Raw genomic sequence first — 20,350 nt, forward strand, 5'->3', positions numbered from 1 at the left:
CATCTACTATTTTAAAATTAAAAATCAACACTAAATCCAAACATTACAGTTCTAGGTAAGGGATATAGACCAAGGTCTATACCGGAGGCCCAACTGGCATCGTGGCCAAAGGAAACCTCCGGATCCATACCCGTGTAATTGGTAAAAGTGTACAGGTTGTTGATAGCGGCGTATACTTTAATATCGGAGAATAACTTTATGTCAGAAATATAGTCGCCCAATTTAACCCCTACGGTCAGATTATTGATCCTTAGGTAATCTGCATCCTGCATATATATATCGGAAATCCAGTTGGTATTCCTGTTGGAAACCGAGCTTAAGCGAGGTAGCGTATTGGAGGTTCCCTCACCGTGCCAGCGCCCGAATATCTCGGTAGTATAGTTTTGGTCAAAACGGTCAGCAAAGGATCTATAGGATTGCATAACCTGCATTCCATATTTCCCGGACAAGGTAACGTTGGCATAGAAACCTTTGTATTCCGCGTTAAGTTGAATACCTAGTTCAAAATCGGGATTAGGATTCCCCAACATCTTTTTATCGCTCTCGTCTATAACTCCGTCCTGATTCTGATCTACGAACCTAACATCACCAGGACGTTGATCACTAAAATAAGGGGTGCCATCCGTTGGCTTCACATATGCATCAACCTCATCCTGAGTTTGTAGAATGCCGTCTGTTTCATACCCGTAAAAGAATCCTATTGGCTTGCCTACTTCCGCTCTGGAAACCGAGGCCGTACCTTGCGACAATACAGAGCTTGGTCCTTGGATAATACCGTCCGAGTTTGCTATTTTAGTAATTTCATTCTTGTTGAAGGCCCCACTTATGGTGGCCCCATATTTAAAATCGCCAATATTATCGTTCCATGACAACATAAGTTCATAACCCGTATTCTCTATGTCACCACCGTTAATGTACGGTGCTCCTGCACCCGATGTACCTTGAATAGGGGCAACCACTAACCAGTCCTTTGTAGTTTTCTTATACCAGTCGGCCGTAAAATCCAGCCTGGAATTAAAGAACCTTGCATCCAATCCAAAATTTAATTGCTCCGAGGTTTCCCAGGTTACATCCGGATTGGTTACCCTGGCAGGGACAGCTGTTGCTCCGGAAATAGGTTTGGTATCACCAAAATAATATCCTGGATTTAGATATGCGATATTAGAGCTATAGATAAAATTATCTATGGATTGATTTCCGTTCTGCCCCCAACTTCCCCTAAATTTAGCAAAGTCCAAAACACCACTGTTGTTGGATAGAAAATCCTCGTTGGTAAGGATCCATCCTGCAGATACTGAAGGGAAATAACCCCAACGGTTGCCTTTCGCAAAGTTGGATGATCCGTCTGCCCTCATGGTTGCCGATAACAAATACTTTTCCTTATAATCGTATTGTGCCCTGGCTATATAAGACAGCAATCCTCCTCCTCCTGCCGCGTAGTCTGCGCCAAAAGTATTAATGGAATTTACATCGGTCTTATCCACATTGTTCAAATAAGCGTATTCCGGCAATCCAAATCTTGTGTTGGCCATACTGCCACCAACGGAATTATTGATCTGGTTTTTATATACCTCATTACCTATCAATGCATTTATATTGTGATTCCCAAAAGTACGTTCATAGGTTAGCGTGTTGGTCCATGTTAAATTGGCTCCTAAATATTGGTATTGAGATGCCCCGTCGTTGGCATTACTGAAAAGCACTCCCAAAGCAAAGGTTGGTGTCCAGGACCGTCCGTGGCCAAACCATGAATCCAATCCGTAGGATGATCTAAATTTCAAATCTTCTATAGGCTCCAATTCCATATAAACGTTTCCGACCAAGGTATTGTCCTTGTTCCCCAAATTGCTGTAGTTACTTCTGTAAAACATAACCGCGAGCGGATTCGCCTGATCGTTGGCAAGTCCATCCAAAGTTGGAGTAAACCCATTTGCATCTGGTGATTTGTCCCAATAAGCAGGCATTAATGGGTTTTGAACCAAGGCATTGTGAAGATCGTTCCAGTAAATGTTTCCAGTGGCCACCCCTCTGTATTCCGAATTGGTATATGTAAGGTTCTCCCCTATGGTAAGAATACTATGATCATCATTTTTAAAAAGTACAAATTCGGTGTTCATTCGGGCAGTAAGCCTTTTGTAGCCCGCATCTATAATATTGCCCCCTATGATCCCGGTTTGATCCAAATATGAAACACCGAACGCATAGGTACTGTCTTCTCCACCTCCGGTAATATTTACGGAGTGGCTGGTTACAGGGGCACTTTTGGTAGACATTTCATCTATCCAATTGGTTCCTTCCCAACCATTTTGCAGCATACCCCATATTTCAGAACCTAATTCGGTTCCCAAATTATTGGGATAATTATTATTTAGCCAGTTATTATTTTGTAGAATAGCCTCCCAATTGTTCGGCTCCAAACCATCATTTACCCTTCCTTCGTCCATAATGTACATGTATTCCTGGGCATTTAAAGGGGATAGATTCTTGTATATCTTCTGAATTCCGTAATAGGAATCGTACTGTATTTGCGCCTTGCTACCTTTTCTTCCTTTGTGGGTCGTTACCAATACCACTCCGTTGGCTGCTCTAGACCCATAAATGGCCGCGGATGCAGCATCCTTTAAAACGTCAATGGACTCAATATCCGAAGAGTTTAAATAATCAATATTGCCAACCGCTACCCCATCCACAATATATAATGGACTGGAATTACCAATTGTACCCAGACCACGAATAGTAACCTTGGTACCTGCTCCTGGTTCCCCATTGTTCCTGGTAACGCTTACCCCGGGTGCAACACCTTGAAGGGCCTCCATGGCTGTTGATGTGTTCAACTCGGCAATATCTTCTCCTTTTACGTTAAGATTGGCCCCTGTGGTCAAAGCCTTTTTTTGAACCCCATACCCTACTACAACAACCTCTTCCAAAGACTCATAAGATTCCAGTAAGGTTACATTGATAGTGGTTTGCTGTCCTACGGTGATTGTTTGGCTGACCATACCTATATAGGTAAAAACCAAGCGATCCTCTGGCCCCACATTTCCAATGGAATAATTCCCATCGAAATCCGTGGTGGTTCCATTAACGGTTCCATATGCAACTACCGTTACTCCTGGCAATGGCAAGCCCGCCTCATCGGACACCAGCCCTGTTATGGTTTTGGTCTGCGAAAAGAGATTTTGCGCACAAACCATTACCAAAGTAATAATCAAGAATTTGAACTTTAGCATCATTTAAAAAAGTTTAGGTTAATTAATCGAGTTTTTGTTAGTCTTAAATTTTGTGTTTTCACTTTGAACCAAATGGCCCGTAACCGTATTATTAAAGAATAAAAAGGATAACAAAAACCAGCAATGCAACGATGGCCATTATAAGCAGCAACTCTATCAACTGCTTCCATTTGAATTTTGAATCCTTGTTTTTCATTCCTTCAAATGTTAAATAAATATTAAATTGTGCATGCCAGATATCGTGCAACCCGTAGAAGTTTTGCTGCAACTTTCATTTATAAATCTGGTATGCAACATCCTTTGCATACCCTGCATCATTTGTTATAGTATTTCTTCAATACAATGGAGAGAACCTAATTTTAAAGGACTTCCTTAAAATGACAATTTAACCTAATGTTAAAATTACCTGAGCTTAAAGAAGGCACGTGGAGGCCTTTTTATATTAAATAATAGGTTGGAGGACATGGACTGTAGATCAAAAAGTTCATGTTTTGAAATAAAGAACTATAAAAATTAAAATATAGGGCAACCGTAGATGCTTTTTGTCAAAAATTAATTGCGTTGCCATTAAGCATTTGTCGGAAATAGAAAGGCAGCACCAAACCAGCCCCCTTGAAACATTTTGTAATAGGACAGACCAATGTTCTACCCTAACATTATGACATACATATAATTCCTAAACCAGAATCAAAGAGTAAGGATTTAAGATTTTATTGGATCAACCTCTGTAGGCAGGATCCCAAAATGTTCTTTAAAGCATTTTGTAAAATATGAAGGAGTGGAGAACCCAACCTTGTAACAAACCTCACTTATATTAGTGTTTCCATTTTCAATAATTTGTTTGGCCCTTTCAATCCTTATTTTTCTCAAAAATTCATTGGCCGTTTGATTGGTAAGCGCCTTTATTTTTCTATAAAACTGACTTCGACTCAAATTTAAATGCGAAGCCAAGGCTTCTACACTTAAGTCTGGGTCATCTATATTATTATTGATGTAGTTCAGTACCTTTTCAATAAAATCCTTATCCAGGGAGGTGGTATTCTTATTCACCGGAACATCACTGATAACACTGAAATATTTATTGAAAATTAGTTGCCTACTGGTTATTAGTTGGGATAATCGAAGTCTCAGCAACCTAAGATCAAAAGGCTTAACCATATAGGCATCGGCGCCAGTTTCAATCCCTTCCATTCTATCGTCTATACGCGCTTTGGCCGTAAGCATCAATAAAGGAATATGGCTGGTCCTCATATCTCCCTTTATTTTTTTACAAAATTCGAACCCATCCATTTCGGGCATAATAACATCTGTAATAATAATATCGGGCAGTGCAGACTTGGCCAGTTCCAAACCTTCCTTTCCATTTTTAGCCAAAAGTATCCTGTATTGATTTTTGAGTTCGTTCCTTAGATAGCTCCTAAGTTCTCCATTATCCTCAACAATCAATAAGGTGTAGGAGGTCGTTGCCTCCTCTGGGTTTACATCGGATATGGCCTCAGTTTTGGATTTTACCAAGTTAACCCGTTCTTTTTGGGAATCTGGCTCCTTAACGTCCGTAAATATCTCGTTCTCTGTAAAATGCTGTGGCCCTTTTGGCAAAATTATTCTGAAGGATGTTCCGCTTCCAACCTCACTCTTAACTTCAATTTTACCTTTGTGCAATTCCACAAAACTCTGCACTACTTCCAAACCAATACCCGTACCACCGTAATAGGTCTTATTGAGGTTTTCTACTTGATAAAACCGCTCAAAGATCCTCTCGGTTTCCTCTTGTTTAAGACCTGGTCCCGTATCCGAAATTATTAACTCTACTCCTACGGTCGGCTTTGATTTATCCACTAATGGGAGGCTGTACAATTCATCCTTGGAAAGTAGTTCTATATTTATGGCACCACCTTCAGGAGTAACCTTAAAGGCATTGGAAAGTAAATTGAAAATTATTTTCTCCATCATACTCTCATCAGCCCAAATGTTCAGATCTTCGGAATCCGAATCCATACTAAGATGTATATTTTTCTCCAGTGCTTCATCCTTAAAATGGCTGACCACTTCCTGCGTTAAATTGCCCAAGTTAATTTCCTTGGCCCTTAAACCAATTTTATTTAATTCCAATTTTCTAAAGTCCAACAGCTCGTTCACCAATCTATAAAGTCGGTCCGTATTCTTATAAATTATATTGTGCTTTTCCTTTATTCTGTGTGGCAGGCTTAGACTATCGTCATTAAGAATGTCCTTAAGAGGATTAATAATTAAAGTAAGAGGTGTTCTAAACTCATGGGAGATATTGGTGAAAAATTGAAACTTTTTTTCATCCAGATCTTTTTCCTGCAACCTTTTTTCACGTTCAGAATGTATTATCTGCTTTTCCCGTATTCTGGACTGTGTCATTTTATTTAGTATGAAGACCCCTAAAACAAACAAAGCGATATAAGAAAATAAGGCCCAATTTGTTTTCCACCAAGGCGATAAAACGGTGATGTTTAAAGTTAAGGGAGTTACGTTCCAAACACCATCATTGTTGGCAGCTTTTAATTTAAAGGTATAACTCCCCGGGTCCAAGTTGGTATAGGTAGCACTTCTTTTCTTACCCACATAATTCCAGGTTTCTTCATAGCCCTCCAAATAATACGCGTATTCATTTTTTTCAGGGCGGGTAAAGTTTATGCCCGAATATTCTATTGTAAAAACAGACTGATCATGTTTCAATACAATACTATCCGTTTCCGAAATTACTTTCTTTAAGGGTGAATCCTTCTGCGTGGGCAAAACTTTTTCATTGAACAACCTAAATTCTGACAGATATAATGAAGTCTCATTGGTGTTCGTAATTATCTCAGAGGGGTTAAAATAATTGACTCCCTGATAACTTCCAAAGTAAATATTCCCTTCGTTATCCCTAAAGGCCGAATTAATATTGAAATCGTTGGCCAAGAGTCCATCATCCATGGTGTAATTTTGGAATTCCCTGGTAGCTATATCCAATTTTGAAATTCCCGCATTGCCTCCCATCCAAATGTTGCCATCCAAGCTTTCTATAATTCCGCATACATTTTCCTCTTCAAGGCCTTTAAATTTATCATACCAAATAAATGTATCGGTCTTGGGCAGGTAGTTACATAGACCCGCACCTTTGGTCCCTATCCAAATAGTATGGTCCGAACTTTCATAAATTGATAAAATGTAATTGGAGGCAGAATTATTTGTAGATTCCTGGGACATTCGGTCTATCATGGAGACCGCTGTAAACTTTTGGCCCGGTTGCTTCATTATTTTATATAGCCCTTGGGTAGTCCCCAGCCATATGTTGTCCTCAAAATCCACCAATACCTTATAAGCACTGCTTCCACTGATTCCCAAATCATTAAATGGCTGGGAATTATAATGTTTAAAAAGGCCCGTTTCCGGGTCGAAGGAATGCAACCCACTATGATAGGTTCCAATCCAAATAGTACCGTCCCTGTCCTCATCAAAACTCATTACCGTATTGGACGTTAGGCCACCTTGGGTGCTGTTGGTATTGTAGTTAATGAATTTCTCGGTTCCTTTTTTTAAAAAATAGATTCCTCCATCCCAACTTCCTGCCCAAATATTATCCTTGCTGTCCAAAAAAATGGTTTGTATGTAGTCGCTGGTCAGTCCTTTATATGCACTTTTACTGGCCTTGTTTATATGGATGTAATCATTATTTTTTAAATCTAGAATGTCTATCCCTCCACCGTCCATTCCTATCCATAACTTGCCAGAGGGATCCTTCGCGATTGAGGTAACCGAACTTATTTGCAATGAGTTGGGGTTGTTGTATAGGCTTTCTATGTCTTTAAACTTGTCATATAACCTGTCGTATACTGCTACCCCTTTATTATAATATCCCAACCATATTTTTTCATCATTGTCCAAATACAAAGTCCATATGGAATTTGACAAAAGACTTTTTTCGTCTTTTTTGTTGGTCAAATAATGTTTCAGTACAGCCCCATCCCTATTTATATGGAACAGGCCGTCATTTTCCGTACCACACATTAAGGTACCGTTCGGAAGTGCCATTAAAGTAAAAAAGGGATGGGTAGAAAAGGAGTACCTTTCCATAACGGAGGGTTGGCCTAATTCCGGATTGACAATTTTCACTTTATATAGTCCATCGTAGAAAGTCCCGACCCAAATATTATCCGCATCGTCTATTAGCAACGACCTTATGGCGACCTCTATGGTCAACATTTGTCCCTGCTTCCAAATACCCAAACGTTTAAGTATCCCCGTTTTTCCATCGATGGTATAAAGGCCCCTATTGGTCCCGACAAAAATTTTGCCGTTCGCATCTCTCTGTATTGCCCTCACTACCAAAGGATCTGCTACATCTAATTCGTTGACCGTAACTTTTTCTACCTCAAAATTATCCAAATTCATTTTGAACATTCCCGAACGGAAAGAACCAATAAGTAAATTCCCCTCATTATCTTCCATTAAAGCACTTATAGGCATTATGGGACCGTTCTGCACACTGGCGGACAATACTGGAATTCGCCTAAACTGATCTTTATCACGATCATAAAGATTTAGCCCTACCTCTGTACCTACCCATAATCTATTCCTACTATCCAAATACGAACAATTAATTTGGCTACTGCTTATGGAAGTGGAATCATTAATAATATGTTTGTAGGATTTATAATCTATCCCATCATAACGGTACAATCCAGAACCGTTGGTACCTATCCAAATAAAGCCATAATCGTCCTGCAAAATGGAATAGACCCCTACTTTGGATATCCCTTCCTTAATATTCACAAAATTTAAGATTGGAACATCCTCTTGAGCCTTCAAATCAGAAGTAAAAAGACTTAGGACTATAAAAAAAACAAAGATTCTACTAAAATCTACTGGCATTTAACCGAAGTTTAAGTTGAGCTTTTAAGACACCGGTAAAATAGGAATAAAAACATAAACTCCATATTACAATTAGCTTTTAGAAATCACAGGCATATAAATTTTGATTAATGGAGGAGCCGCAATCGGGACAATATTCCTGCATAAAAACAAGCTTCATGCAAGAAGGTATAGGAAGAACTAAAAAATCAACAACTTTTCTTTTGATTAAAATTAGTCTATTTTTATCAAAAATTAGCCCAATGGACATCAAAGACAAATTCTTTGCACATATAGAGGAAGGATATACCACAAAAGGAGACTTTATCACTATGGGTTCCGCCATGTTGAACGGGGAAACCATAACCAATGCACACGTAAAAATCCCATTAAAAACACTTAATAGGCATGGTCTCATTGCCGGGGCAACCGGTACAGGTAAGACCAAAACCCTTCAGGTAATTGCGGAAAATCTTTCGGACAAAGGAATTCCCGTATTGCTTATGGACCTTAAAGGGGATCTTAGCGGTCTGGCCCAACCCAGTCCTGGGCATCCAAAAATTGATGAACGTCACGCCAAAATAGGTGGCCTACCATTTACTCCAAAAGCCTTTCCTGTAGAAATACTTTCCCTTTCCGAACAGGACGGTGTAAAATTGAGGGCCACGGTTTCAGAATTTGGACCGGTTCTTCTCAGCCGAATTCTAGATCTTTCAGTTACACAGGAAGGTATTGTAGCGGTTGTTTTTAAATATTGTGATGACAACAAGCTTCCGTTATTGGACCTTAAGGATTTTAAAAAAGTATTGCAGTACGCCACAGAAGAGGGCAAAAAGGAATTTTCCGATTCCTATGGGCGAATCTCTACCAGTTCTACCGGGACCATTCTTAGAAAAATAATAGAACTGGAACAGCAAGGTGCCGATCTGTTTTTTGGAGAAAAATCTTTTGATGTAGAGGACCTTACCCGTATTGACGAAAATGGCAGGGGTTATATCAATATTCTTCGTTTAACGGATATACAGGACAGGCCTAAATTATTTTCAACTTTTATGTTGAGTCTATTGGCTGAAATTTACGATACTTTTCCTGAGCAAGGTGATACCGGGAGACCGGAACTGGTCCTTTTTATAGATGAAGCCCACCTTATTTTCAACGAAGCTTCAAAAGCACTTTTAAATCAAATAGAGAACATTGTAAAATTAATACGATCCAAAGGTATCGGGGTGTATTTTGTAACCCAAAACCCTACCGATGTGCCAGACGCAGTCCTTTCCCAATTGGGATTAAAGGTGCAACATGCCCTACGTGCGTTTACTGCAAAGGATAGGAAAGCCATAAAACTTACTGCAGAAAACTATCCCATTTCCGAATTTTATGATACCAAGGAAGTTTTGACTTCCCTGGGAATCGGGGAGGCATTGATCAGTGCCCTGGATGAAAAGGGAAGACCAACCCCCCTAGCGGCCACTATGCTAAGGGCTCCTATGAGCCGGATGGATATTCTTACCGACAGTGAGCTTAAAGAGGTAATAGACAAATCTAAACTGGTTAGAAAATACAATGAAACCATAGACCGGGAAAGCGCCTATGAACTCCTAAACGTTAAGATTGAAAAGGCAGAAAAACTGGCTGAAGAGGAAAAGGCCTCTTCCAGCAGTAAATCAACCCGATCTAGCTCCAGAAGGACCAGCACACGCCAAAACCCTGTAATAAAAGTATTGACCAGCGCAACTTTTATTAGGGGAGTCCTGGGCGTATTAAAGAAAGTTATGCGATAGTCCTATGGATTATCCACCAACAAGACACAAAAAAATTAATCTTTAAAAATACCTTTTACCTTTAAAATGATAAGAAAATCAATTTTTGCCGTAGCAATAAGCGCGCTACTCTTTATTCAATGTAATACCAATACCGATTTTGTAATTGCCAAAGACCAAGTAGGCAAATTGATGAAATCCAATACCGTTGATGAAATTGAAACTGTATTTGCCAGTGATTCCATAGTTAGGGATACGGCAATTACCAGAATTGGTGCAGCAGTAAAAAAGATCAACATTTATGAAAAGGGAGGCAAGCATTTACTTACCCTCACCCCCAATAAGGATAGTATTCCAAAAATAGAAATTATCCGTATTTACGATCCAAGATATGTTACTGAAAAAGGCGTTGGACTCAATAGTACCTTTAAGGATATCAAAGACAAACACAGTATTAAAAAAATTATAACAGCCCTCAACAATGTGGTGATTTTCCTTAAGGACTCCGACGCCTATTTCACCATAGCCAAGACCGAACTTCCCAGCAACCTTCAATATGGCAACAACACCGATATTGAAGCTGTTCAGATACCGGACAAGGCAAAGATCAAATATATGATGGTGGGCTGGGAATAACAGCAACGCAATTCTATGCGAAAACTATTTTACCGTACTCTGGCACTTTCCTATGGTGCCTACTTTAATTCCACGGCACTTTTCTCTGAAAAGGAGGCGGGAAAAAAGGCGTTCAAAACTTTTACGACCCCAAGAAAGGGCAGGATATTGCCAGTACAGCAAGAATACCTACAAGAGTATCTGGGCAAAAGGGTTAGGGTGAACAACACTGGGCTGCAGACCTATGAATGGCCAGGAACCGGGGAAACCGTACTTTTAATGCACGGTTGGGAAAGCAATGCCTTTAGGTGGCGGTATCTTATTGAAAAATTACAGGAAAGGGAATTCAATATCATTGCCTTTGATGCTCCGGGCCATGGATATTCCGAAGGAAATAGTTTAAATGTGGTCACCTATGCGGACAGCGCTCGGCAACTCATAGACCTATACCGGCCCAAACATATTATTGGCCATTCTATGGGGGGACTTGCCACCCTTCATAATCAATATCAAAATCCCAACACCTCCATCGAAAAAATAGTGACTTTGGGAGCCCCGGCCGAACTCTCCGAGTTAATGGCACATTACCAGAACCTGGTCAGGTTCAACAAGAAGGTGTTAGAGGCCTTGGATAAGCACGTATATGAGCATTTCAACTTTAGAATTCACGATATCTCCACCCCCAAGTTTGCCAAATCCATTGACCAGAAGGGGCTCATTATACATGATGAATGGGATACAATAACCCCGTTCAACGCTTCCGAACGTCTCCACCAAAACTGGAAAAACAGCAGCTTAATAAAAACCACCGGGCTTGGCCACTCCTTGCACCAAGAGGAAATCAACTTACAAATAGTAGACTTTTTATTGTCTTAAATTTGCAATGCAATTTTATTCCCCAACCAATTTCCTTTTTAAAATATGCTTATTTTTAGAAAGTTTTACAACCCGTATTCCATAAATTAAAGAATCTAATATATGTCTGAAATTACTCCCTTTCATATTGCCATTCCTGTCCATAATTTAGCCGAATGCCGTAAATTTTACGGGGAAATATTAAACTGTGAAGAAGGAAGAAGCAGTGATCATTGGGTCGACTTTAATCTGTTCGGTCACCAATTGGTAATCCATTACAAACCTAAGGCCAAGGGCGAAGAATTGCACGTTAACCCTGTAGACGGCAAAGATGTTCCCGTACCGCATTACGGAGTAGTCCTGCCTTGGGATACTTTTAAATCCTTTTCGGAAGAACTTATTGCAAAAGGGGTAAGCTTTGTTATTGAGCCCTATATCCGTTTTAAGGGAGAGGTTGGCGAACAGGCCACCATGTTCTTTCTGGATCCTGCAGGGAATGCCCTGGAATTCAAGGCCTTTAAGGATATGGGACAATTGTTTGCCAAATAACCAATCCAATACCTAAACTTCAACCAACCCTTAACTTTAGGTTCATGAAAAACCTTTATAGGTTTTTCATGAACTTCATATTGTGCGTCATACTCTCAAAAGGGGTACTGGCATACTCCTCTTGCTCTATAAATATATACTTAAGTCCGGATTCCTTTTTATATTTCAGCATTTGGGCTATGTCCAAACCTCCTTTTCCAAACTCGGTGCTTTCCTTTTTCACCATGTCCATATCCTTCAAATGCCATAATGGAAACCTACCTTCATACTTTCTAAAATAATCCAAAGGATCCTTCCCGGCAACCACGACCCAACCTAGATCAAGTTCCATATGCACCAGGTTGGCTTGGGTATTTTTCAACAGGATATCATAGAACACTTCCCCGTTTTCGGATTCAAATTCATATTCGTGATTATGGTATCCGAATTTAATATTTCTACTGCTACATTCTTCCCCTGCCTTATTAAAGGCTTCGGCTACGGCCTTATAGTTGTCCGCCGTTTGTCCTTCGGTAGGCATGGAGGAGCAAATTAGATATTCCTGTCCGGCCTCGGCCGCCTGATCCATGGTCTCCTTCCAATGTTCGTCCAAGGCTACATGGCCGCTTCTGAGGGTCATCCCCAGATCTTCACAAACACCTTTCATTTCTTTCGGCTTTAGACCGTAATACAGTCCCTTGGTACTTCTTGCCGATTCAATTTGTTTAATTCCCAAGGCCGCTATTCTCTTTAAAGTACCAAGAGCATCTTCCAACATCTCGTCACGAAAGGTATACAATTGAACCCCTAAATTCTTTTTTGGATTCTTATAGGGCAAAGTAAAGGATGGTAATAAAACCACACCTGCTGCCAACATTCCTGACTGCATTAAAAATTCTTTTCTCGTTGTCATATTCTATCCTTTATATTACTGTGACCAAGAGGTTGGTTTTCTATCCCACCTATGGCCTTTCAATTCCTTATATAACCCTATTGGTAAGCCTTTGCCATCACTTAAGGCCGTATTCATTAACACGTTCTTTTCCTTGCGCATTCCAGGAATTATAGTACTTACCGTTTTGTTCATTGTAATAAAGCGCAAAGCCATTTCTGCCATGGTCATCCCTTCCGGAACAACCGGTCTCAACAGATCTGCCCTTTCCGCACTTGCAATTAAATTCTCGGGAACAAAATATGTCGCCCGCCAATCCCCTTCCGGAAATTGGGTCTCTTTGGTAATATTCCCGGTCAAGGTACCTTCATCAAAAGGCACCCTTGCAATGACAGCAATATCCAAGGCTGAACATAAGGGGAAAAGAACATCCTCCGGAGCTTGGTCAAAAATATTGTAAATCACCTGCACCGCATCAAAAGCTCCTGTTTTAAGGGCCTTGATACCATTTTCTGGCTCCCAGCGGTTTACACTGATACCCATGGCTGCTATCTTCCCTGACTTTTTTAAATCTTCAACAGCTCTTTGCCACTCCTCACGATCGGACCAACTGTCGTCCCAGGTATGGAACTGCATTAAATCCAATTGCTCCGAGCGTAAATTCTTCAGGGTCTTTTCCGTATATTCTACAATATGGGACGTAGGATAGGATTCCTCTAAACTATATTCCGGTTTTGCCGGCCATTTAAAATTTTTAGCTGGGATTTTGCTGGCGGTAAAAAGTTTTTTATTGGGATATCTCCGCAATAGATCGCCCAGTAATTTTTCACTGTGCCCATGGCCATAGGCCCAAGCCGTATCGAAAAAATTAACTCCGTTTTCCACGGCCAGATCCAATGACTTGGCAGACAATAGATCGTCGGACTCTGTCCATCCGCCCATGCCCCACATTCCATATCCTATTTCACTTACATCCCACTGGGTTCTACCAAATTTTCTTTTGATCATACTTCTTGTTTACTTTCTTGCTCCTTGAAATCCCGTATACTAGTTAATGTGAGTTTAATTTAAAATTAAATACAAATACCTAAAGACCAACCTATTAAAGTTAATGCTCTGTCTCCTGGAGCGCAGTCGAGAGGTTATTGACAATTACAGCTTTAAAATAAGGTCTCGACTGCGCCCGCCTGAACGGAACGGGCAGGCTCGACCGGACAACATTACACTAAGCAACTCATTCACAATTAAAATCAATCGAACTCACCTTATTTATACATCAATACTGATGGAAGGCATCGGAGACAAATTCCAAAACCACGGGAAGGGACTCCCGCCAATAGGTCCAACTATGACGTCCTTCCCTTACCCTATATTCATGGGGCACCTCTTTCTTTTTCATGGCAATGTGCACTAAACTATTGCCTTCATAAAGAAAATCATCGTCCCCGCAATCTATGTACCATCTAACCGATTTTAAATCTTCCAGGGATGAAGCCTGTATTAGGGATAGGGCATTGTGCTTTTCATAATAGGCACTTACAAGGCCATCTTCATAACTCTCATTATTACTTTTAAGTCTTTGTTTAAATTCGTCTAAACTTAAGGCTCCGATATAGGCACTTAAAGGACAGGCCGAAGAAAACAGTTCGGGATGGCGCAACGCGTACATAAACGATCCACCGCCTCCCATGGAAAGTCCGGCTATGGCCCTAAAGCGTTTCTCCCCCTTAATGCGATACTTCTTCTCTACATAGGGCATTAACTCTTCAAAAAAGAAATCCTCATACCTCCAATCCCCTTTAATGGAATTAAAATATCCCCTGGTTCCCGTGTTGGCGTCTGGCATAACAATAACCATAGGAGTAGCCTTGCCCTCTTTAATGGCGTTATCCGTAATGCGCAACACCTCTCCAAATTGCACCCAACCCGTTTGATCATCACCAGCACCGTGCAACAAATACAATACAGGGTAACTCCTATTGGAAGTTTCGTAATCCGGTGGCAGATATACGGCAAATTTCCTTTCACTTTTTAGGATTTCACTCTTCATTGTGAGTGCGTCAAATACCTTTCCGGTCTGCGCGCTGGAGACGGCCAGGCACATTAGCGTACATAGCAATAATAGATTGTTTCGCATATTTATCAAATTTCTACCGAAGCAGTATAAATTTATGATTGGGTAAGGGAGGCAAATATTTACTGAAGCCCAGGAATTTCAACCATTTCGTTCACGTCCGCATCATAATCTACCCCATCTACCATAAACCCGAACAAATTGAAGAAATCTTTTTCATAGCCCTTAAGGTCACCAATTTTAGGCAAGGTTTCCGTAGTGGCCTCTTTCCATAGTTCTGCTACCCTGGCCTGCACATCTGCGCGCATTTCCCAATCATCTATTCGTATTCTTCCTTTATCATCTGTAGGTGTTGTGCCTGCATACAATCTATCTTGGAACAAACGTTGGATCTGCTCTATACAACCTTCATGTATACCTTCTTCCTTCATTACCTTGTACAATAGGGATATGTATAACGGAATTACAGGTATGGCAGAACTTGCCTGGGTTACCAATGCCTTATTCACGGAAACATAAGCTTTCCCATTTAACGGTTTTAAACTGTCCGATATGGTAAAAGCAGTAGCCTCCAAATGATCCTTGGCACGACCAATGGTACCTTTTCTATACACTGCCTCTGTAAGCGAAGGGCCAATATAAGAATAGGCTATAGTAGTAAATCCTTCTGAAAGCAATCCTTCACTTTTTAAATCATCGATCCACATTTTCCAGTCCTCACCTCCCATCACGGCAACCGTATTCTCTATATCATCCCCTTGGGCCGGTTCTATGGATACTTCGGACACTGCCCCAGTATGAAAGTCCACCGTTTTGTTTTGAAATTTCGCTCCTATGGGCTTTAAGACCGATTTATACTTTACCCCGGTATCCGGATGCGTCCTTACCGGTGAAGCCAAGCTATAAATAACCATATCTATTTGGCCCAAATCGGCTTTGATCAGGTCCAAGGTTTGTTTTTTAATTTCATTGGAGAAGGCATCCCCGTTTATACTTTTGGCATACAATCCTGCCTTATGTGCTTCCTTTTCAAAGGCGGCACTGTTGTACCAGCCTGGCGAGGCCGGCCTGCCCTCTGAAGGCGGTTTTTCAAAAAACACCCCTATTGTAGCAGCTCCGGATCCAAAGGCACTGGTAATCCTCGAAGCCAAGCCAAATCCAGTGGAAGCTCCTATTACCAATACTTTTTTAGCGCCATCAATGGCCCCTTTGGATTTTATATATTCAATTTGATCAATAACATTTTGTTCACATCCTTTAGGATGGGAGGTAAGGCATATAAATCCGCGTGTTCTAGGCTCTATTATCATTTCTTAATTTATTTTCTGCACTTTCCCAATATGGAATATGTAGTAGTGCATATTATTTATAATTTTCCCAATTATCGAAGATATATAAAAGATTCAAAAGATAAAGTTGTAGTGGGGAAAATTGCATCCTATTATGCAGATTTAAATAAAACTACACCAATGCTAAGGCAATTGTTCCGACAAAAATCGCTTAACATTCTCGCCCATTATGGCTCTTATCTCCAATTCTGAAAACCCTTGGTTCATTAATTCCTGAACAATAAAAGGCAGGCCGGTTACATCAATAGGTGTTGTGGCTGCCCCATCAAAATCGGACCCAAGGGCCACATGCTCAATGCCGACTAGGTCACGGACATACTTCATAGCCTCCACAATGTGCTTAATCTCCCCTTTTATGGCACCCTTAAAGAACCCAATGCCTATTAGTCCGCCGGATGCTGCAATTCTATTTATATGGCGATCCGATATATTCCGGGGGCTATCCTTGGTCCCTTTAACGCCAGTGTGCGACACCACTACTGGTCGGGTAGTTTGGTCAAGTATTTCATCTATCATTTTTGGGGAGACATGTGCCAAATCAATTATGACACCCAAGCGGTTCATCTCGTGGATTACCTCCCTGCCGAAATCGGTAAGCCCTGCCCCGGAAAGACCATGTGCAGACCCACCTAGTTCGTTATCAAAAAAATGCGTGGGAGCCATCATTCTAACCCCTTCGTAATAAAGATTTTGTAGATTATCCAAATTCCCTTCCAGACAATGGCCACCTTCAATTCCCAGGAAACCTCCGATCACCTCAGGGTCTGTTTTTTTTAATTCGATCAAATTTTTTAAATCCTGGCGCGATTTCACCAATAAGAACTTACCGGCATACTTATCTTGGTAGTCCTGCAAAGCCCTTGCCTGGTACTCGGCCCGCTTATAAAGGCTAAACCACTTATCTGGCAGTCGGCCCTGTACGAAATTCAACATCGTAATTTTATCGAAGGCATCCGCACTGTTCTGCTTAAAATTCTGTCCTTTGGGAGATTTGGTAACAATGGTAAACGCCTGCAAGCTCATATTTGCCTGTTGCATTCGCGGAAAATCCAAATGTGCATAATCCAGCTTTTTTGTCAAGTCTCTATCCCATAACAAGGCGTCGCAGTGCAAATCTGCAATAAACTCCAATGACTTATACAATTCTTTTGCTTCGGCTCCCAGTTGCCTGGGATCGCTATATTCAACAAGGTTCATCTGCTTGTCCAAGATGGGAGACACAATAAACGTTGCCAAGAAATATAGAAGGAGGACAATGGCCAAAGCGTACCTAAGAAATTTTTTCATGCAATTTCGCCTGTTTAACGAGCTAAAAATTAATCAAAATAAATTAAAAACCGCTATAAAGTATATTGATTTATAAATTTTAAAACTCAATTGAGCAGCTATCTTTTTGGTGTTCCCCGAAAACATAAAGGTCACAAAACAAAAATGAAAATTAAACGTTATTACATTAAATTGAATTTGGACACACCTACTAAAATCTGAACTCATGAAAAAAATAATCTACTTAGCCACATTCCTATTTTGCACGCTAACCATCAGCAGTTGTACCAACGACGAAGATGAGGAAAAAATTGATGTCCTAACGCCTACCGACAGTACCCAAAACTCTCTAGAGATTTTTGAACCAACGGAATAGGCATAAAAAAAGGTCGGTTTGGAGAATATCATGCTCTAAACCGACCTTTATATTATCATTCTACTTCCTTAACAAGCCCTTTCAAAGTTGCCTCCCAATCATTTAAAGGTAATCGTAAAGGTTGCCCCTTTATTAACTTCACTTTCTACCGCAATAGTACCCCCTAGACTATTAATATGATTATATACCAGGTAAAGTCCAACCCCTTTACTATCTCCATTATTATGGAATTTTTGATTGAGTCCAAAAATTTTACTCCCATATTTTTCCATGTCAAAACCAAGACCATTATCTGAATATATCAGCTGTTTTTTTCCCTCTACAACTTGTGATTTTATAGAAATTACAGGTGGAACATCTGGCCTGGCGTATTTAATGGAATTGGTCAACAGGTTCAGAAAAATACTTTCCATATAATTGAGGTTGTGCCGTACACTGCCCAGTGCAGAAAAATCTACCTTAAAAGTTACCCGTGCATTATTCAACAAGGAACTTATAGATTGTTTAACCTGCTGTAGGACTATTTCAAAGTCTACCTCCTTCAAATCTATCTGAGAGCTGTCTTTTTTAGTCAAAAGGTCCACATAGTTGTTTAGTGAATTGTTGATGCCTTCCGTAGCCATCTTCATATAATCCAAGGTTTCCAATATTTCATCATCATCAATTTTACTAAAATCCAAAAACCCGAATATGGACAATAGGTTGTTTACCGGAGACCTTAAATCATGGGATGTGGTATAATTGAGCTGTTTTAATTCTTGATTTTTATTTACTAGGTCAATAAGATGTTCTATACGCTCTTTTTCCAATTTCTTTTTGTGGGTAATATTTTTGGCAATAGCATATATAAGATTTTCATCCTCCAAGGGAATCGACGTCCAATGCAACCAAACTATTTCTCCCGATTTGCAGACATATCTGTTTTCATAATTCACCAAAGGGACATTGTTTGTCAAATTATCCCTATATCTGGCTGTCATATCCCTATCCTCCTCATAAATAAACTCTCGTATTTGTCTGGAAAACAACTCCTCTTCAGTATAGCCCAATAGTTGCACCAATGCTGGATTTACTTTTTTAAAATAGCCCTCATAACCGGCTATACATAATAAATCCATGGAAAGATTAAAAAAGGGTTCTAGGCTAAGGTCTTTTGTTTTTTGCATGCTCCTGATAAGATAAGGGTAATATACGGTTTTTAAACAAAAAAATAAATACTTCTACCGGTACTGCCCAAGACCAAACTCCGAGGTGTTTGTATAACAAACACAAAAAGCTCCTGTTTCAAATCTCGTCATGAGGATCTGGGTAAAAACAAAAAAACCGCAGATAAAATAAATGCGGTCTTTAAGCATTATTTTTGGCTTCTATGCCTTTCCCGTGCCAACAAGGTATTTTTCAACAACATGGCAATAGTCATTGGCCCCACACCTCCGGGAACCGGGGTAATATAAGAGGCCTTCTTGCTCACATTTTCAAAATCAACATCGCCAGTAATATAATATCCTCTTTCTTTGGTGTCATCAGGGACACGCGTAATACCCACATCGATGATTACCGCATCATCCTTCACCATTTCGGCTTTTAAAAAGTTGGGTACTCCCAATGCCGAAATAACTATATCGGCCTGCGAAATTATCTGGGTTATATTTTTGGTATGGCTATGGGTCAAGGTTACCGTGGAGTTACCGGGCCAGCCTTTTCTTCCCATAAGTATGCTCATAGGTCTACCCACAATATGGCTACGACCAATAACCACTGTATGTTTCCCTTTGGTCTCTACTTTATATCTTTCCAAAAGTTCCAATATACCAAAAGGCGTGGCAGGAATAAAAGTACTCATATCCAGGGCCATCTTTCCGAAATTGGTAGGATGAAATCCGTCCACATCCTTATCCGGATCCACTGCCAAAAGAACACGTTGTGTGTTGATCTGCTCTGGTAAGGGCAATTGGACAATAAATCCGTCTATATCGTCATTCTGATTAAGTTCTTCTATCTTGTTCAACAACTCCTGTTCCGAAGTAGTGCTTGGCAACTGCACCAAGGTAGATTCGAATCCTACTTTCTCACAAGACCTTACCTTGCTACCAACATAGGTAAGACTGGCACCGTCGTTCCCAACGATAACTGCCGCCAAATGTGGCACCTTTTCTCCGCGCTCCCTCATTTTAGCCACCTCAGCGGCTATTTCCTCCTTAATTTGATTCGATACTTTTTTACCGTCCAGTAATTCCATTTTTTCTTGTATTCAGTTTACAGTGGCAGTTGGCAGTCCCTTAAACACCATACTTGCCCTGGTTGTTAATCATGTATTGTAATAATCGTCCTGTTTCCAAACTTCCTTCAATAAGGTTCCTTTTTATCAACAGCTGATATATTTTGACAAGATTCGGTAAATTTCAACCAAACCTGGGTTTCCGAATTTTCACTATCAGCATCTGTCAACTTGCTGATAAAATATTTATCATATCCCCCGAACCAACTGCCATATTCCCAAATCTTCAAGCCTTTCAACCTTTGCCATTAGGACATCTCATTT

Annotated in this window: 15 protein-coding genes; 5 read left to right on the forward strand and 10 right to left on the reverse strand. The window is 40.3% G+C overall.

The window, feature by feature from the left end; all coding sequences use genetic code 11:
* Nucleotides 1-17: 17 nt before the first annotated feature.
* Both KO529_RS00615 and KO529_RS00620 read right to left on the reverse strand, forming a co-directional pair.
* Nucleotides 18-3,233: a SusC/RagA family TonB-linked outer membrane protein gene (locus KO529_RS00615; protein WP_215946014.1), complete on the reverse strand. Its 3,216-nt coding sequence runs from the start codon at nucleotides 3,231-3,233 to the stop codon at nucleotides 18-20.
* A gap of 699 nt (nucleotides 3,234-3,932) precedes the next feature.
* Nucleotides 3,933-8,114, reverse strand: coding sequence for a hybrid sensor histidine kinase/response regulator transcription factor (locus tag KO529_RS00620; protein WP_215946015.1), 4,182 nt, complete (start codon nucleotides 8,112-8,114; stop codon nucleotides 3,933-3,935).
* 242 nt (nucleotides 8,115-8,356) lie between these two features.
* On the opposite strand from KO529_RS00620, the gene KO529_RS00625 reads away from it, so the two are divergent.
* From KO529_RS00625 to KO529_RS00640, 4 genes are all read left to right on the forward strand, one after another.
* Nucleotides 8,357-9,874 (forward strand): helicase HerA-like domain-containing protein, encoded by a 1,518-nt coding sequence (locus KO529_RS00625; RefSeq protein ID WP_215946016.1) that lies wholly within the window; start codon nucleotides 8,357-8,359, stop codon nucleotides 9,872-9,874.
* A gap of 66 nt (nucleotides 9,875-9,940) precedes the next feature.
* The gene (locus KO529_RS00630; protein ID WP_215946017.1) at nucleotides 9,941-10,489 is read left to right on the forward strand and encodes a hypothetical protein; all 549 of its coding nucleotides are present in this window, start codon (nucleotides 9,941-9,943) and stop codon (nucleotides 10,487-10,489) included.
* 15 nt (nucleotides 10,490-10,504) lie between these two features.
* On the forward strand, nucleotides 10,505-11,344 hold the full coding sequence (locus KO529_RS00635; protein ID WP_215946018.1) for an alpha/beta fold hydrolase: 840 nt from the start codon (nucleotides 10,505-10,507) through the stop codon (nucleotides 11,342-11,344).
* A 102-nt stretch (nucleotides 11,345-11,446) separates the two neighbouring features.
* Complete coding sequence (locus tag KO529_RS00640) at nucleotides 11,447-11,872, forward strand: VOC family protein (RefSeq protein ID WP_215946019.1); 426 nt, start codon at nucleotides 11,447-11,449, stop codon at nucleotides 11,870-11,872.
* Between the two features lie 55 nt (nucleotides 11,873-11,927).
* On the opposite strand, the gene KO529_RS00645 is transcribed toward KO529_RS00640, so the two are convergent.
* The 5 genes from KO529_RS00645 to KO529_RS00665 form a co-directional block, all read right to left on the reverse strand.
* A complete protein-coding gene (locus KO529_RS00645; RefSeq protein ID WP_215946020.1) occupies nucleotides 11,928-12,764 on the reverse strand; it encodes a sugar phosphate isomerase/epimerase family protein in 837 nt (278 codons plus the stop codon).
* 15 nt (nucleotides 12,765-12,779) lie between these two features.
* Entirely contained in the window at nucleotides 12,780-13,751 is a 972-nt protein-coding gene (locus tag KO529_RS00650) for an aldo/keto reductase (RefSeq protein ID WP_215946021.1), read from the reverse strand.
* Between the two features lie 268 nt (nucleotides 13,752-14,019).
* Entirely contained in the window at nucleotides 14,020-14,880 is an 861-nt protein-coding gene (locus tag KO529_RS00655) for an alpha/beta hydrolase (RefSeq protein ID WP_252734271.1), read from the reverse strand.
* 59 nt (nucleotides 14,881-14,939) lie between these two features.
* Nucleotides 14,940-16,127: an enoyl-ACP reductase FabV gene (gene fabV, locus KO529_RS00660; RefSeq protein WP_215946022.1), complete on the reverse strand. Its 1,188-nt coding sequence runs from the start codon at nucleotides 16,125-16,127 to the stop codon at nucleotides 14,940-14,942.
* A 162-nt stretch (nucleotides 16,128-16,289) separates the two neighbouring features.
* The gene (locus KO529_RS00665; RefSeq protein WP_215946023.1) at nucleotides 16,290-17,453 is read right to left on the reverse strand and encodes a dipeptidase; all 1,164 of its coding nucleotides are present in this window, start codon (nucleotides 17,451-17,453) and stop codon (nucleotides 16,290-16,292) included.
* Between the two features lie 205 nt (nucleotides 17,454-17,658).
* Here KO529_RS00665 and KO529_RS00670 point away from each other — a divergent pair, with 205 nt between their 5' ends.
* Nucleotides 17,659-17,808: a hypothetical protein gene (locus KO529_RS00670; protein ID WP_215946024.1), complete on the forward strand. Its 150-nt coding sequence runs from the start codon at nucleotides 17,659-17,661 to the stop codon at nucleotides 17,806-17,808.
* A gap of 98 nt (nucleotides 17,809-17,906) precedes the next feature.
* Here the strand turns inward: KO529_RS00670 and KO529_RS00675 are convergent, their stop codons facing one another.
* The 3 genes from KO529_RS00675 to KO529_RS00685 all read right to left on the reverse strand — a co-directional run bounded on the left by KO529_RS00675 (nucleotide 17,907) and on the right by KO529_RS00685 (nucleotide 20,316).
* Complete coding sequence (locus KO529_RS00675; RefSeq protein ID WP_215946025.1) at nucleotides 17,907-18,974, reverse strand: sensor histidine kinase; 1,068 nt, start codon at nucleotides 18,972-18,974, stop codon at nucleotides 17,907-17,909.
* 188 nt (nucleotides 18,975-19,162) lie between these two features.
* Nucleotides 19,163-20,047, reverse strand: coding sequence for a bifunctional 5,10-methylenetetrahydrofolate dehydrogenase/5,10-methenyltetrahydrofolate cyclohydrolase (locus tag KO529_RS00680; RefSeq protein ID WP_215946026.1), 885 nt, complete (start codon nucleotides 20,045-20,047; stop codon nucleotides 19,163-19,165).
* A 107-nt stretch (nucleotides 20,048-20,154) separates the two neighbouring features.
* Complete coding sequence (locus KO529_RS00685; RefSeq protein ID WP_215946027.1) at nucleotides 20,155-20,316, reverse strand: hypothetical protein; 162 nt, start codon at nucleotides 20,314-20,316, stop codon at nucleotides 20,155-20,157.
* Between the last annotated feature and the right edge of the window lie 34 nt (nucleotides 20,317-20,350).

Source organism: Arenibacter algicola, from assembly GCF_018860365.1.
Lineage (GTDB): Bacteria > Bacteroidota > Bacteroidia > Flavobacteriales > Flavobacteriaceae > Arenibacter > Arenibacter algicola_B.

What these genes read in the sequence shown, in the direction of transcription:
- KO529_RS00615 (WP_215946014.1), bottom strand. Translation starts at nt 3,233, where the DNA reads ATGATGCTAAAGTTCAAATTCTTGATTATTACTTTGGTAATGGTTTGT.
- KO529_RS00620 (WP_215946015.1), bottom strand. Translation starts at nt 8,114, where the DNA reads ATGCCAGTAGATTTTAGTAGAATCTTTGTTTTTTTTATAGTCCTAAGT.
- KO529_RS00625 (WP_215946016.1), top strand. Translation starts at nt 8,357, where the DNA reads ATGGACATCAAAGACAAATTCTTTGCACATATAGAGGAAGGATATACC.
- KO529_RS00630 (WP_215946017.1), top strand. Translation starts at nt 9,941, where the DNA reads ATGATAAGAAAATCAATTTTTGCCGTAGCAATAAGCGCGCTACTCTTT.
- KO529_RS00635 (WP_215946018.1), top strand. Translation starts at nt 10,505, where the DNA reads ATGCGAAAACTATTTTACCGTACTCTGGCACTTTCCTATGGTGCCTAC.
- KO529_RS00640 (WP_215946019.1), top strand. Translation starts at nt 11,447, where the DNA reads ATGTCTGAAATTACTCCCTTTCATATTGCCATTCCTGTCCATAATTTA.
- KO529_RS00645 (WP_215946020.1), bottom strand. Translation starts at nt 12,764, where the DNA reads ATGACAACGAGAAAAGAATTTTTAATGCAGTCAGGAATGTTGGCAGCA.
- KO529_RS00650 (WP_215946021.1), bottom strand. Translation starts at nt 13,751, where the DNA reads ATGATCAAAAGAAAATTTGGTAGAACCCAGTGGGATGTAAGTGAAATA.
- KO529_RS00655 (WP_252734271.1), bottom strand. Translation starts at nt 14,880, where the DNA reads ATGCGAAACAATCTATTATTGCTATGTACGCTAATGTGCCTGGCCGTC.
- fabV (WP_215946022.1), bottom strand. Translation starts at nt 16,127, where the DNA reads ATGATAATAGAGCCTAGAACACGCGGATTTATATGCCTTACCTCCCAT.
- KO529_RS00665 (WP_215946023.1), bottom strand. Translation starts at nt 17,453, where the DNA reads ATGAAAAAATTTCTTAGGTACGCTTTGGCCATTGTCCTCCTTCTATAT.
- KO529_RS00670 (WP_215946024.1), top strand. Translation starts at nt 17,659, where the DNA reads ATGAAAAAAATAATCTACTTAGCCACATTCCTATTTTGCACGCTAACC.
- KO529_RS00675 (WP_215946025.1), bottom strand. Translation starts at nt 18,974, where the DNA reads ATGCAAAAAACAAAAGACCTTAGCCTAGAACCCTTTTTTAATCTTTCC.
- KO529_RS00680 (WP_215946026.1), bottom strand. Translation starts at nt 20,047, where the DNA reads ATGGAATTACTGGACGGTAAAAAAGTATCGAATCAAATTAAGGAGGAA.